The 13249-nt window shown below is 40.6% G+C and carries 13 protein-coding genes, 5 tRNA genes and 1 pseudogene; 16 read left to right on the top strand and 3 right to left on the bottom strand.

Annotated features, from left to right (window positions below):
- Positions 1 to 250 precede the first annotated feature (250 nt).
- The 8 genes from groES (at position 251) to CXY28_RS01970 (ending at position 5680) form a co-directional block, all read left to right on the top strand.
- Complete coding sequence (groES, locus tag CXY28_RS02010; RefSeq protein ID WP_100979298.1) at positions 251 to 607, top strand: co-chaperone GroES; 357 nt, start codon at positions 251 to 253, stop codon at positions 605 to 607.
- A gap of 25 nt (positions 608 to 632) precedes the next feature.
- Positions 633 to 2273 carry a chaperonin GroEL gene (gene groL, locus CXY28_RS02005; RefSeq protein ID WP_100979297.1) on the top strand — a complete coding sequence of 547 codons (1641 nt, stop codon included), beginning with the start codon at positions 633 to 635 and terminating at the stop codon, positions 2271 to 2273.
- Positions 2274 to 2582: 309 nt separating this feature from the next.
- Complete coding sequence (sabA, locus tag CXY28_RS02000; RefSeq protein ID WP_100979296.1) at positions 2583 to 4676, top strand: Hop family adhesin SabA/HopD; 2094 nt, start codon at positions 2583 to 2585, stop codon at positions 4674 to 4676.
- Positions 4677 to 5147: 471 nt separating this feature from the next.
- Positions 5148 to 5223, top strand: a tRNA-Lys gene (locus tag CXY28_RS01990).
- Between the two features lie 10 nt (positions 5224 to 5233).
- Positions 5234 to 5308: transfer RNA gene (locus CXY28_RS01985), tRNA-Glu, on the top strand.
- A gap of 41 nt (positions 5309 to 5349) precedes the next feature.
- Positions 5350 to 5425 (top strand) — tRNA-Val (locus tag CXY28_RS01980).
- 40 nt (positions 5426 to 5465) lie between these two features.
- Positions 5466 to 5542: transfer RNA gene (locus CXY28_RS01975), tRNA-Asp, on the top strand.
- Positions 5543 to 5604: 62 nt separating this feature from the next.
- Positions 5605 to 5680: transfer RNA gene (locus tag CXY28_RS01970), tRNA-Glu, on the top strand.
- A gap of 13 nt (positions 5681 to 5693) precedes the next feature.
- Here the strand turns inward: CXY28_RS01970 and panC are convergent.
- Both panC and pyrF read right to left on the bottom strand, forming a co-directional pair.
- Positions 5694 to 6524 (bottom strand): pantoate--beta-alanine ligase, encoded by an 831-nt coding sequence (panC, locus tag CXY28_RS01965; RefSeq protein WP_100979294.1) that lies wholly within the window; start codon positions 6522 to 6524, stop codon positions 5694 to 5696.
- Positions 6525 to 7208: an orotidine-5'-phosphate decarboxylase gene (gene pyrF, locus CXY28_RS01960; protein ID WP_100979293.1), complete on the bottom strand. Its 684-nt coding sequence runs from the start codon at positions 7206 to 7208 to the stop codon at positions 6525 to 6527.
- 121 nt (positions 7209 to 7329) lie between these two features.
- Between pyrF and CXY28_RS01955 the strand changes: the two genes are divergently transcribed.
- From CXY28_RS01955 to CXY28_RS01925, 8 genes and pseudogenes are all read left to right on the top strand, one after another.
- The gene (locus CXY28_RS01955) at positions 7330 to 7995 is read left to right on the top strand and encodes a carbonic anhydrase (protein ID WP_100977186.1); all 666 of its coding nucleotides are present in this window, start codon (positions 7330 to 7332) and stop codon (positions 7993 to 7995) included.
- Positions 7982 to 8812 carry a 3-deoxy-8-phosphooctulonate synthase gene (gene kdsA / locus CXY28_RS01950; protein WP_100977187.1) on the top strand — a complete coding sequence of 277 codons (831 nt, stop codon included), beginning with the start codon at positions 7982 to 7984 and terminating at the stop codon, positions 8810 to 8812. The genes CXY28_RS01955 and kdsA overlap by 14 nt, the downstream gene beginning before the upstream one ends.
- Before the next feature lie 9 nt (positions 8813 to 8821).
- Positions 8822 to 9292, top strand: a complete 471-nt coding sequence (gene ribH, locus CXY28_RS01945; RefSeq protein WP_100979292.1) for a 6,7-dimethyl-8-ribityllumazine synthase — start codon at positions 8822 to 8824, stop codon at positions 9290 to 9292.
- A gap of 1 nt (position 9293) precedes the next feature.
- Positions 9294 to 9710, top strand: coding sequence for a transcription antitermination factor NusB (gene nusB / locus CXY28_RS01940; RefSeq protein ID WP_000235739.1), 417 nt, complete (start codon positions 9294 to 9296; stop codon positions 9708 to 9710).
- A gap of 305 nt (positions 9711 to 10015) precedes the next feature.
- Entirely contained in the window at positions 10016 to 10777 is a 762-nt protein-coding gene (locus CXY28_RS01935) for a YaaW family protein (RefSeq protein ID WP_000323693.1), read from the top strand.
- Positions 10778 to 10860: 83 nt separating this feature from the next.
- The gene (locus CXY28_RS08655; RefSeq protein ID WP_050826376.1) at positions 10861 to 11001 is read left to right on the top strand and encodes a hypothetical protein; all 141 of its coding nucleotides are present in this window, start codon (positions 10861 to 10863) and stop codon (positions 10999 to 11001) included.
- Positions 11002 to 11031: 30 nt separating this feature from the next.
- Positions 11032 to 11202 carry a hypothetical protein gene (locus tag CXY28_RS08650; protein ID WP_020948474.1) on the top strand — a complete coding sequence of 57 codons (171 nt, stop codon included), beginning with the start codon at positions 11032 to 11034 and terminating at the stop codon, positions 11200 to 11202.
- Between the two features lie 360 nt (positions 11203 to 11562).
- Positions 11563 to 12437, top strand: a pseudogene (locus CXY28_RS01925) (YaaW family protein).
- 22 nt (positions 12438 to 12459) lie between these two features.
- Here CXY28_RS01925 and flgG read toward each other — a convergent pair.
- Complete coding sequence (gene flgG / locus CXY28_RS01920) at positions 12460 to 13248, bottom strand: flagellar basal-body rod protein FlgG (RefSeq protein WP_000946437.1); 789 nt, start codon at positions 13246 to 13248, stop codon at positions 12460 to 12462.
- Between the last annotated feature and the right edge of the window lies 1 nt (position 13249).

Below are 13249 nucleotides of genomic sequence, written 5' to 3'. Positions count from 1 at the left end.
GCTGTTTGAATGAATTATACTCAATAAATAAAATCTTAAAAAAGGTTTGTTAATAACGCCTCTTTTTTCTAATCCTTATATTTTTAAACTAATGAAACTTTATACAAATAGACTAATAAATCCTTATAGTTATATTCTTAGCTTTGTTTTTATGGCTTGACTTATCCCTAAAAATGCGCTATAGTTATGTCGCTTAAGAATACTAAGCGCTAAATTTCTATTTTATTTATCAAAACTTAGGAGAACTGAAATGAAGTTTCAACCATTAGGAGAAAGGGTCTTAGTAAAAAGACTTGAAGAAGAGAATAAAACCAGTTCAGGCATCATCATCCCTGATAACGCTAAAGAAAAGCCTTTAATGGGCGTAGTCAAAGCGGTTAGCCATAAAATCAGTGAGGGTTGCAAATGCGTTAAAGAAGGCGATGTGATCGCTTTTGGCAAATACAAAGGCGCAGAAATCGTTTTGGACGGCACTGAATACATGGTGCTAGAACTAGAAGACATTCTAGGCATTGTGGGCTCAGGCTCTTGCTGTCATACAGGTAATCATGACCATAAACATGCTAAAGAGCATGAAGCTTGCTGTCATGATCACAAAAAACACTAAAAAACATCATTATTAAGGATACAAAATGGCAAAAGAAATCAAATTTTCAGATAGCGCGAGAAACCTTTTATTTGAAGGCGTGAGACAACTCCATGACGCTGTCAAAGTAACCATGGGACCAAGAGGTAGGAATGTGTTGATCCAAAAAAGCTATGGCGCTCCAAGCATCACCAAAGATGGCGTGAGCGTGGCTAAAGAGATTGAATTAAGTTGCCCGGTGGCTAACATGGGCGCTCAACTCGTTAAAGAAGTAGCGAGCAAAACCGCTGATGCTGCTGGCGATGGCACGACCACAGCGACCGTGTTGGCTTATAGCATTTTTAAAGAGGGCTTGAGGAATATCACGGCTGGGGCTAACCCTATTGAAGTGAAACGAGGCATGGATAAAGCCGCTGAAGCGATCATTAATGAGCTTAAAAAAGCGAGCAAAAAAGTAGGCGGTAAAGAAGAAATCACCCAAGTAGCGACCATTTCTGCAAACTCCGATCACAATATCGGGAAACTCATCGCTGACGCTATGGAAAAAGTGGGTAAAGACGGCGTGATCACCGTTGAAGAAGCTAAGGGCATTGAAGACGAATTGGATGTTGTAGAAGGCATGCAATTTGATAGAGGCTACCTCTCCCCTTACTTTGTAACCAACGCTGAGAAAATGACCGCTCAATTGGATAACGCTTACATCCTTTTAACGGATAAAAAAATCTCTAGCATGAAAGACATTCTCCCGCTACTAGAAAAAACCATGAAAGAGGGCAAACCGCTTTTAATCATCGCTGAAGACATTGAGGGCGAAGCTTTAACGACTCTAGTGGTGAATAAATTAAGAGGCGTGTTGAATATCGCAGCGGTTAAAGCTCCAGGCTTTGGGGACAGAAGAAAAGAAATGCTCAAAGACATCGCTGTTTTGACCGGTGGTCAAGTCATTAGCGAAGAATTAGGCTTGAGTCTAGAAAACGCTGAAGTGGAGTTTTTAGGCAAAGCCGGAAGGATTGTGATTGACAAAGACAACACCACGATCGTAGATGGCAAAGGCCATAGCGATGATGTTAAAGACAGAGTCGCGCAAATCAAAACCCAAATTGCAAGCACGACAAGCGATTATGACAAAGAAAAATTGCAAGAAAGATTGGCCAAACTCTCTGGCGGTGTGGCTGTGATTAAAGTGGGCGCTGCGAGTGAAGTGGAAATGAAAGAGAAAAAAGACCGGGTGGATGACGCGTTGAGCGCAACTAAAGCGGCTGTTGAAGAAGGCATTGTGATTGGCGGCGGTGCGGCTCTCATCCGTGCGGCTCAAAAAGTGCATTTGCATTTACACGATGATGAAAAAGTGGGCTATGAAATCATCATGCGCGCCATTAAAGCCCCATTAGCTCAAATCGCTATCAATGCCGGTTATGATGGCGGCGTGGTCGTGAATGAAGTGGAAAAACACGAAGGGCATTTTGGTTTTAACGCTAGCAACGGCAAGTATGTAGATATGTTTAAAGAAGGCATTATTGACCCCTTAAAAGTAGAAAGGATCGCTCTACAAAATGCGGTTTCGGTTTCAAGCCTGCTTTTAACCACAGAAGCCACCGTGCATGAAATCAAAGAAGAAAAAGCGGCCCCAGCAATGCCTGATATGGGTGGCATGGGCGGAATGGGAGGCATGGGCGGCATGATGTAAGCCCCCTTGCTTTTTAATACCATTTTTTATAAAAGCTCTCTTCTTGGGGGGCTTTTTATCTCACAAAACCGCTCGTCTTGAAAAACGCACAACAAAAAATCTCTGTTAAGCTTTTATCATTAGCATTCCATTAAAACAAAATCTAAAAACTCTTTACCACCCAAAGCACAAAAAATGCAAAAATGCTAAAATTTTCTCCAAATGACAAAAAAAAAAAAAACGATTTTGTGCTACAATAATCTCAAATACATTAAGTATGTTCTTAATGTATAAAATCTCAATCACTCAATTTAATTTCAAAGGATATTTATGAAAAAAACCCTTTTACTCTCTCTCTCTCTCGCCACTTCGCTTTTAAACGCTGAAGACAACGGCTTTTTTATCAGCGCGGGCTATCAAATCGGTGAAGCCGCTCAAATGGTGAAAAACACCGGCGAATTGAAAAGGCTTTCAGACACTTATGAGAATTTGAGCAACCTTTTAAACAATTTTAACAACCTCAATCAGGCGGTAACGAACGCGAGCAGCCCTTCAGAAATCAATGCTGCGATCGATAATTTAAAAGCCAACACGCAAGGGTTGACTGGCGAAAAAACCAACTCCCCGGCCTATCAAGCGGTGTATTTGGCGTTGAATGCGGCGGTGGGCTTGTGGAATGTCATCGGCTATGCGATCATGTGTGGGAACGGTAACGGCACAGGTAGTGGCCCTGGCAGCGTGGTTTTTAATGATCAACCAGGGTCGTCGTCCACGAGCATCACTTGCAACCGGTATGAAGCGACTGGGCCTGGTAAGTCCATGTCTATCCAAGAATTTGAAAAACTCAATAAAGCCTATCAAGCTATCCAAAAAGCTTTAAAGGCTCAAAATGGTTTTCCTGTCTTAGACAACAAAGGCACAGAAGTGACCGTAACCTACACCTACGAATGCAAACAAAATAATGATATTAGTGGTGGTGTGAACCAGTTCTGTAACAAAAATGGTAGCAGTAATGGTGTAACTAGCTCTAGTAATAACAACAAAGAAACGCAAACCTTTAAATTCACCAATACCGCTCAAAACCTTTTAGAACAAGCAAGCACGATCATGAATGTCCTTAACACGCAATGCCCTCTCGTGCGATCTACGCATAATGAAAACGCTCCGGGTGATGGTAGCCCATGGAATATCAGTAAAAATGGGAATGCGTGCCAAATCTTTAGCGCTGAATTTAGCGCCGTTACCAACATGATCAAAAACGCCCAAGAAATCGTAACGCAAGCTCAAAGCCTTAACGCTCAAAACAATCAAAGTGCGCCGCAAGATTTCAACCCTTACACCTCTTCTGATAGGGCTTTCGCTCAAAACATGCTCAATCACGCGCAAGCGCAAGCCAAGATACTGGAACTAGCCGATCAAATGAAAAAAGACCTTAACACTATCCCAAGCCATTTTATATCAAATTACTTGGCAGCTTGCAGAAGTGATGGCACAACACCCAATCAAGGGGTTACTTCTAACACTTGGGGAGCCGGTTGCGCGTATGTGGAAGAGACGATAACGGCTTTAAATAACAGCCTTGCGCATTTTGGCACTCAAGCCGAGCAAATCAAGCAATCTGAGTTGTTGGCGCGCACGATACTTGATTTTAGAGGCAGCCTTAGCACTTTAAACAACACTTATAACAGCATCACCACGACCGCTTCAAACACGCCTGATTCCCCATTCCTTAAAAATTTGATAAGCCAATCCACTAACCCTAATAACCCCGGGGGCTTACAGGCCGTTTATCAAGTCAACCAGAGCGCTTATTCGCAATTATTAAGCGCCACGCAAGAATTAGGGCATAACCCTTTCAGACGCTTTGGATTGATCAGCTCTCAAACCAACAACGGCGCGATGAATGGGATCGGCGTGCAAATAGGGTATAAACAATTTTTTGGTGAAAAAAGAAGATGGGGATTAAGGTATTACGGCTTTTTTGACTATAACCATGCTTATATCAAATCCAGCTTTTTCAACTCCGCCTCTGATGTGTTCACTTATGGGGTAGGGACTGATGTTCTTTATAACTTCATCAATGATAAAGCCACCAAAAACAGCAAGATTTCTTTTGGGGTGTTTGGAGGGATTGCGTTAGCCGGCACTTCGTGGCTTAATTCTCAATACGTGAATTTAGCGACCTTCAATAATTTCTATAGCGCTAAAATGAATGTGGCGAATTTCCAATTCTTATTCAACTTGGGCTTGAGAATGAACCTCGCTAAGAATAAGAAAAAAGCGAGCGATCATGCGGCTCAGCATGGCGTGGAATTAGGCGTGAAGATCCCCACGATCAACACCAATTACTATTCTTTGCTAGGCACTCAACTCCAATACCGCAGGCTTTATAGCGTGTATCTCAACTATGTGTTCGCTTACTAATATCTGGCTTTTTGTGAAACTCCCTTTTTAAGGGATTTCTTTTTTGAAGCCTTTCTTTTTTTTGAACCCTTTCTTTTGGGGGGTCAAGCGTAAAATTCACCCCTATCCCTTTAAGAAAATAAAATAAAAGAAAATGCGTTTTACAACAAAACAAGATCTAAAACAATAAAACAAAACCCCATTTTTTAACAATGAAATTTTTTAAACAAAAAAAGCATTAAATCCTAATAAGATTTGTTAGATCTTGATAAAAACAAAGCTTTTTTAAAACCCCTAAAAACAATACTAACCAATAACCAAAATGCATGGCGTCTATTATTATCCTTATAGCATTAAAGCGCAACCAAGTTTTTATTTAAGCAAAAGCTGTTATGCCGTTTTAAGAGCGTTTCGTTTCTATGAAAACCGCAATATTTTTCAATTATTCTTGACAAGCGTTAAAAAAAATTGTATCATTATCTTTTTTTGTGAGACCCGTTAGCTCAGCTGGTAGAGCAATTCCCTTTTAAGGAATGGGCCGTTGGTTCAAATCCAACACGGGTCACCATGAGCATCGTGGCTCCTTCATCTAGTGGTTAGGATACCACCCTTTCACGGTGGTTACAGGGGTTCAAATCCCCTAGGAGTCACCACTCTTTTATACGGGTTTAGTTGGATTCTATCTCAATATTTTGGTCGCTTAGCTCAGTTGGTAGAGCGCTACCCTTACAAGGTAGATGTCATAAGTTCGAGTCTTATAGCGACCACCATGACTAAAGCATGCGTTTTTAGGCTATGGAGTTTGGATAGGGAGCGGTAGTTCAGCTGGTTAGAATATCTGCCTGTCACGCAGGGGGTCGCGGGTTCGAGTCCCGTCCGCTCCGCCACCAAGAACTTTTTAAATCATTTTCTACGCTTTATTTTCAAATAATAGTCAATCGTTAAAAATGACCCTTTCATCTAGTGGCCAAGGATACCACCCTTTCACGGTGGAAACGGAAGTTCAAATCTTTCAAGGGTCGCCACAAAGATTTCAAACTACACCCACAAATTATCTAAAAGCCTGGTTTTACCCACACGAGCCGCCACCAAAATGAGCGTGTTAGTTGGCTCTATGGTTTTTAAAGGCTCTAGCTTGTGGTTGCAACATTCCAAATAATCCACTTCTAAATTTTCTAAAATTTCAAGCCCTAGTTTTTTCAGTTTTTCGCACGCTTTTTCGCCCCTATCTATGGCCTGCTGGATTTTTTCTAAAGCTTTTGGAATGGCTAGGGCTTGTTTTCTTTCTACCGCACTCAAATACACATTCCTAGAGCTTAAAGCCAAATGATCGCTATCGCGCACGATCTCGCATGGCGCTATTTCAATGTCTAAAAGCAAATCTTTGACTAAATGCTGGATGATTAAAAGCTGTTGGGCGTCCTTTTTGCCAAAATACGCTCTAGTGGGATTGATAAGATGGAACAATCTTAACACGACCTGAACCACCCCATCAAAATGCCCATGACGCATGGCTCCCTCTAAAGAATGGGATAAAAATGTAGGGACGTAGAGTTTTAGGCGTTGCTTTGCTTCATAGGGATACATTTCGCCAATTTTAGGCAAAAACACCGCATTAACGCCCAGTCCTTCACACAAAGCCAAATCCTTTTCTAAAGGGCGCGGGTAAGCGCTAAAATCTTCATTAGCCCCAAATTGCGTGGGGTTGACAAAAACGCTTACAATCGTGTGGGGATTTTCTTTCAAACTCCTTTCTATCAGGCTTTGATGCCCTTTGTGTAAAGCCCCCATAGTCGGCACAAACCCCACGCTTTCTTCCAAACTTTTACGATATTCTCTTAAAGTAGCAATCGTTTCTAACACGCGCATTTAACAATCCTTTAAAAGCTCTAAAACCACTTCTCTAGGCTCTTTAGCCTGATAAATGGGGCGGCCCACCACGATAAAATCGCTTAAATTTTGTTTAGCCTCTTTAGCGTTCGCCACCCTTTCTTGATCTTCTTTATCATTTTTATTCAGCCTTATGCCAGGGGTTAAAGTCAAAAAGTTTTTACCCAAAGCCTCTTTAATCGCCAAACTTTCAAACACCGAACACACCACCCCATCAATCCCGCTCTCTTTACCCATAGCGCTTAATGTGATCGCTTGCATTTTTAAAGGAGCGTTATACACGCTTAAAAATTCCTCTTCGCTAAAGCTGGTTAAAGCGCTCACGCCCATGATTAAGGGGCGTTTTTTAAGAGCGTTCAGGCGTTGCATTAAAATGGTTAGTGCGCTTTTAGCGCTGCTTAAATGCACGGTGAGCATATCAATTTCTAATTTCGCGCATTCTAGCGCGGCATTTGCCATCGTATAAGGAATATCATAGAGCTTCAAATCCAAAAAAATCTTAAAATTCCCATCAATTTTTCTGATTTCATCTAAAAAAACAGCCCCATCTCTTATAAACGATCTAAGCCCCACCTTAGCCCACAAATCTAAGCCCTTTAATTCTTGCAATAAAGAAAGATTGTCCTCTTTTTTTTCTAAATCCAATGCGACACATAATTGCATGAAAGCCCTTTAAAGTGTAAAATAACGCCATTATAACAAAAAGAAATGCAAGATTTTTAGCTATGATAAGCGTTTTAAAAACAAAACGAATTTTAATCAAATGAGATTTAAGGGTTAAAGAGTGAAAGCGTTTTTAGGAGCGTTAGAGTTTCAAGAGAATGAATACGAAGAGCTTAAAGAGCTTTATGAGAGCTTAAAAACCAAGCAAAAGCCCCACACTTTGTTCATTTCTTGCGTGGATTCACGAGTCGTGCCTTATTTAATCACAGGCACTAAACCGGGCGAATTGTATGTGATCTGCAACATGGGCAATGTGATCCCCCCTAAAACAAGCCATAAAGAATCCCTTTCTACTATGGCGAGCATTGAATACGCTATTATGCATGTGGGCGTTCACAATTTAATTATTTGTGGGCATAGCGATTGTGGGGCTTGCGGGAGCATTCATCTAATTAATGATGAAACCACCAAAGCTAAAACCCCTTACATTGCAGATTGGATACAATTTTTAGAGCCTATTAAAGAAGAATTAAAAAACCACCCGCAATTCAGCAACCATTTCGCCAAGCGTTCATGGCTTACAGAGCGTTTAAATGCGCGCTTGCAACTCAACAACCTCTTAAGCTATGATTTCATTCAAGAAAGGGTGGTGGATAACGAATTGAAAATTTTTGGTTGGCACTACATCATAGAAACAGGCAGGATTTATAATTATAATTTTGAAAGCCATTTTTTTGAGCCGATTGAAGAAACCATTAAACAAAGGATAAGTTATGAAAACTTCTAAAACAAAAACCCCCAAATCCGTTTTAATCGCCGGGCCATGCGTCATTGAGAGCTTGGAAAATCTAAGAAGTATCGCTACTAAATTACAACCCCTAGCCAACAACGAGCGATTGGATTTTTATTTTAAAGCGAGTTTTGATAAGGCTAACCGCACGAGTTTGGAGAGTTACAGAGGGCCTGGTTTGGAAAAAGGCTTAGAAATGTTACAAATTATCAAAGAGGAATTTGGTTATAAAATTTTAACCGATGTGCATGAGAGCTATCAAGCAAGTGCAGCGGCCAAAGTAGCGGATATTTTACAAATCCCGGCGTTTTTGTGCCGCCAAACGGATCTGATTGTAGAAGTGAGCCAAACTAACGCTATTGTCAATATCAAAAAAGGGCAATTCATGAACCCAAAAGACATGCAATATTCTGTCTTAAAAGCCCTTAAAACGAGGGATAAAAGCATTCAAAGCCCCACTTATGAAACGGCGTTAAAAAATGGCGTGTGGTTGTGTGAAAGGGGGAGCAGCTTTGGGTATGGGAATTTAGTGGTGGATATGCGCTCTTTAAAAATCATGCGAGAGTTTGCCCCGGTGATTTTTGACGCTACCCATAGCGTGCAAATGCCAGGGGGAGCGAACGGGAAAAGTTCAGGAGACAGCTCTTTTGCCCCTATTTTAGCCAGAGCGGCGGCGGCGGTGGGGATTGATGGGTTGTTCGCTGAAACGCACATTGATCCTAAAAACGCCCTAAGCGATGGGGCGAACATGCTAAAACCTGGCGATCTAGAACATTTAGTAGCTGACATGTTAAAAATCCAAAATTTATTTTAAAGGAATTTCATGCAAATCATAGAAGGGAAATTGCAATTACAAGGGAATGAAAAAATCGCTATTTTAACCTCGCGCTTCAACCATATCATCACAGACAGATTACAAGAAGGGGCGATGGATTGCTTCAAAAGGCATGGGGGCGATAAGGAGCTTTTAGATCTCGTGCTAGTGCCTGGGGCTTATGAATTGCCTTTGATTTTAGACAAATTGTTAGAGAGCGGAAAATACGATGGCGTGTGCGTTTTAGGAGCGATCATTAGAGGGGGGACTCCGCATTTTGACTACGTGAGCGCGGAAGCGACTAAGGGCATTGCCCATGCGATGCTCAAATACAGCATGCCGGTAAGCTTTGGCGTGCTGACCACAGACAATATTGAACAAGCGATTGAAAGAGCGGGCAGTAAAGCCGGCAATAAGGGCTTTGAAGCGATGAGCACTCTCATTGAATTGTTGAGCTTGTGCCAAACTCTCAAGGGTTAAAATGGCGACACGAACTCAAGCCAGGGGGGCTGTGGTTGAATTGTTGTATGCGTTTGAAAGCGGTAATGAAGAAATTAAAAAAATCGCTTCCAGCATGTTAGAAGAAAAAAAGATTAAAAACAACCAGTTGGCTTTCGCTTTAAGCCTTTTTAATGGCGTGTTAGAAAAAATTAATGAGATTGACGCCCTCATCGAACCGCATTTAAAAGACTGGGATTTCAAGCGATTAGGGAGCATGGAAAAGGCGATTTTACGCTTAGGAGCGTATGAAATTGGCTTCACGCCCACGCAAAACCCTATCATCATCAACGAATGCATAGAGCTTGGCAAACTCTACGCTGAGCCTAACACCCCTAAATTTTTAAACGCTATCTTGGATTCTTTGAGTAAAAAGCTCGCTCAAAAACCCTTGAATTGAGGGCGTTTTATGCTTAAATTTAAAAAATAATGCTATAACCGCTTTATTTTCTTTTTAGCCATTATTTTATTAGTTGTTTTTTATAAAAAAAACATTATTCAGGCAATAACCAAAGAATTGGTGTTTTAAAGCATGAAATCTATAGAGCTTAAGAGCGTTGGGCTTTTGAGTTTGAGCCTTTTTAGAATATTAAGTATAATTTTAGACAAATGATATTAAAATCAGTAACCACTTTAGAAAAACAGCGATGGAGTGCGAAAAGTCGTTTGTTTTTAATAAGTGATAAAACAATATAAAGGAATAATATGGCATACAAATATGATAGGGACTTGGAATTTTTAAAGCAATTGGAATCTAGTGATTTATTGGATCTGTTTGAGGTGCTTGTTTTTGGTAAAGACGGCGAAAAAAGACACAATGAAAAACTGACCAGCTCCATAGAATACAAAAGGCATGGCGATGATTACGCTAAATACGCAGAAAGAATCGCTGAAGAGTTGCAATACTATGGGAGCAATAGTTTTGCGAGTTTCATTAAAGGCGAAGGAGTCTTATACAAAGAGATTTTATGCGATGTGTGCGATAAATTAAAGGTCAATTACAACAAGAAAACTGAAACGACTTTGATTGAACAAAACATGCTTTCTAAAATCTTAGAAAGAAGTTTGGAAGAAATGGATGATGAAGAAGTGAAAGAAATGTGCGATGAATTGTCCATAAAAAACACCGACAATTTGAACAGACAAGCCTTAAGCGCGGCGACTTTAACGCTGTTTAAAATGGGAGGCTTTAAATCTTATCAATTAGCGGTCATTGTTGCGAATGCGGTCGCAAAAACCATTCTAGGGCGTGGTTTATCGCTTGCGGGCAATCAGGTGCTTACAAGAACTCTGAGCTTTTTAACAGGTCCTGTTGGCTGGATCATTACAGGCGTATGGACAGCGATTGATATTGCAGGGCCGGCTTATAGGGTAACCATACCGGCATGCATTGTGGTCGCCACTTTACGCCTAAAAACACAGCAAGCCAATGAAGATAAGAAGTCATTGCAAATAGAATCCATTTAAGCTTTTTTTAGGAAAAAAGGTATAGAATGGAAACCTAGATGCGAAAATGCATTTGGTTTTTATTTTAATTTAAGGGAGACAAAATGAGTAACAGTTGCAGTAATCAAAACCACAATCAAAAAGGTGATGCTAAAAATCAAAACAACGAAGGCTGTCAAAAAAATAGCCAAAACCAAGCTAATCAATGCAACGCTAACCACGAACATAAAAACAATAAAAAGTAAGGGTTAGAGGGTTAAAGGAGGGGGGTTTCCTTGTGTCAAAAATCAAAACAGCAGTTCGTTAAATTAGCCCTACCTAAAGAAATCAATAAGTCTCCTACTTTCAAATCAGATTTGTTTTACATTATTAACATTCGCTTTATTGATATAACGAGTGAAATCGCCATCGCTAACGCTAGAATTAGGCATTCCTATCCAAAATGATAAGCGTATCAAAACATTTTAATTATTATCATCATTCTTTGGTTGTAAAATCAATAAAACTCATTAGCATTTGTAGCGCAATATCCATGCGCAGTTAGCGGGTGTGTTTAAGTCTTTTAGGGCATTAAACATGATTTTAAAAAATGATGCTATAATCACTAATCACTAATCACTAATCACTAATCACTAATCACTAATCACTAATCACTAATCACTAATCACTAATCACTAATCACTAATCACTAATCACTAATCACTAATCACTAATCACTAATCACTTCACTAAAAAAGGGGGTTGGTGGGATTTGAGTGAGCGGTAGAAGTAAAATTAAAGGAATAATATGGCATACAAATAGCGATTTGGCATTTTTAAAGCGATTAAGCTCTAGCGATCTGAAAGATTTGTTTGAGGTGCTTGCTTATGATGAAGATGGCACACTAAGAATGAATGAATAATTGACAAGTTCAACAGAATACAAAAGGTATGGTAGCGATTACGCCAAATACCCCACAAGGATCGCTGAAGAGTTACAGCATTATGGGGGCAATAGTTTCATGAATTTTTTAGAGATGAAGGGGTCTTATACAAAGAGATTTTGTGCGATGCGTGCGATCATTTAAAGGTTAATTACAATGAAAAATCTCCAACCTCTTTGATTGAGCAAAACATTTTTTCTAAGCTTTTGAAAGATAGTTTAGAAAAAATGAGTGAGAGAGAGATTAAAGAACTTTGCAATGAATTGGGCATGACAAATATTGATAAAGTGATTGGTGAGAACAAACAAGTCCTAATCGCATCTGTTTTAACGCTGTTTAAAGCCGGTGGCTCTCATTCTTATGCGTTGGCTATAGCTGTTGCAGATGTAATGGTGAAAAAAACTCTAGGGCATGGTTTATCGTCTGTGGTGGGTAAAGTAGCGCTTAAAAAAACTTTGGGTATTTTAGCTGGCCCTATTGGTTGGGTCATTACAGGCGCGTTAGTGAGCATCAATCTTGCTGGGCCGGCTTATAGGGTAACCGTGCTTGCATGCGTTTTGGTTGCCACCTTACGCCTAAAATTAAAAGCAGAACAAGAAGCGGATGAAACCAATAAAACATGGTATCTGGTTATTGTTTTTTGTATTCTCATTGGTCTAGTTGTTTTGGCTGTTTTTTTCATGAAAGAGAAACACCATTCAAGCAACAACCCAAAAAGCGGTGTTGAAAACCTTAAAAACCCTAGCCACAAAAATTAAAGAATGGTAGCAACCGCTCCAATTAGCGTTTGAGAGAATTGACGGTTTGGAGCATGGCATCAGCGGTTTGAATGCTTTTAGAATTGGCTTCATAGGCCCTTTGAGCGGTGATTAGATCCGTCATTTCTTCTACCAATCTCACGTTACTAAGCTCCAAAAAGCCTTGCCTTAACTTGCCTAATCCTTGAGAATCCGGATTGCCCACAATCGCATCGCCGCTAGCGTTGGTGATGGAGAACAAATTATCCCCCATAGAATGAAGCCCCGCCGGGTTGACAAAATTAGCCAAAGTGATTTGCCCGATCACATTAGAAGTCGTTTGCAAGCCTTGAGTCACGCTCACCGTGCCATCCACACCGATGTTTACTTGCGTGGTGTCTTCGGGCAAAGTGATTTGAGGGATGAGGAGATAGCCCTCGCTTGTTACAAGATTGCCCTGCTCGTCTAGCTTGAAATTCCCGCTCCTTGTGTAAGCGGTAGTGCCATCAGGAAGCTGGACTTGAAAAAAGCCTTTACCCGTAATGGCGACATCTAAATTGTTTTCCGTTTCTTTAGGGCTGCCTTGCGAAAACATTTTAGTGATCGCGCTAGGGCGCACGCCTAAGCCCACTTCCATGCCATCTGGCGATAAAGTCGTGTTGCTTGTGTTGGTGCCAGCATATTGCATCGCTTGGTAAAACAAGTCGTTAAAATCCGCACGAGATTTTTTAAATCCGGTGGTATTGACATTGGCGATATTGTTTGAAGTGGTGTCAATATGCGTCTGTTGGGCGAGCATCCCTGAAGTGGCGCTATAGAGAGAGCGGAGCATT

This window comes from Helicobacter pylori, from assembly GCF_002832345.1.
Classification (GTDB): Bacteria; Campylobacterota; Campylobacteria; order Campylobacterales; family Helicobacteraceae; genus Helicobacter; species Helicobacter pylori_CP.
This window is presented reverse-complemented; position numbering and strand designations above follow the sequence as displayed.

Bases quoted from the DNA above. Each gene is read 5' to 3' on its own strand.
- groES (WP_100979298.1), top strand. From the start codon at position 251: ATGAAGTTTCAACCATTAGGAGAAAGGGTCTTAGTAAAAAGACTTGAA.
- groL (WP_100979297.1), top strand. From the start codon at position 633: ATGGCAAAAGAAATCAAATTTTCAGATAGCGCGAGAAACCTTTTATTT.
- sabA (WP_100979296.1), top strand. From the start codon at position 2,583: ATGAAAAAAACCCTTTTACTCTCTCTCTCTCTCGCCACTTCGCTTTTA.
- panC (WP_100979294.1), bottom strand. From the start codon at position 6,524: ATGCGCGTGTTAGAAACGATTGCTACTTTAAGAGAATATCGTAAAAGT.
- pyrF (WP_100979293.1), bottom strand. From the start codon at position 7,208: ATGCAATTATGTGTCGCATTGGATTTAGAAAAAAAAGAGGACAATCTT.
- kdsA (WP_100977187.1), top strand. From the start codon at position 7,982: ATGAAAACTTCTAAAACAAAAACCCCCAAATCCGTTTTAATCGCCGGG.
- ribH (WP_100979292.1), top strand. From the start codon at position 8,822: ATGCAAATCATAGAAGGGAAATTGCAATTACAAGGGAATGAAAAAATC.
- nusB (WP_000235739.1), top strand. From the start codon at position 9,294: ATGGCGACACGAACTCAAGCCAGGGGGGCTGTGGTTGAATTGTTGTAT.
- CXY28_RS01935 (WP_000323693.1), top strand. From the start codon at position 10,016: ATGGCATACAAATATGATAGGGACTTGGAATTTTTAAAGCAATTGGAA.
- CXY28_RS08655 (WP_050826376.1), top strand. From the start codon at position 10,861: ATGAGTAACAGTTGCAGTAATCAAAACCACAATCAAAAAGGTGATGCT.
- flgG (WP_000946437.1), bottom strand. From the start codon at position 13,248: ATGCTCCGCTCTCTCTATAGCGCCACTTCAGGGATGCTCGCCCAACAG.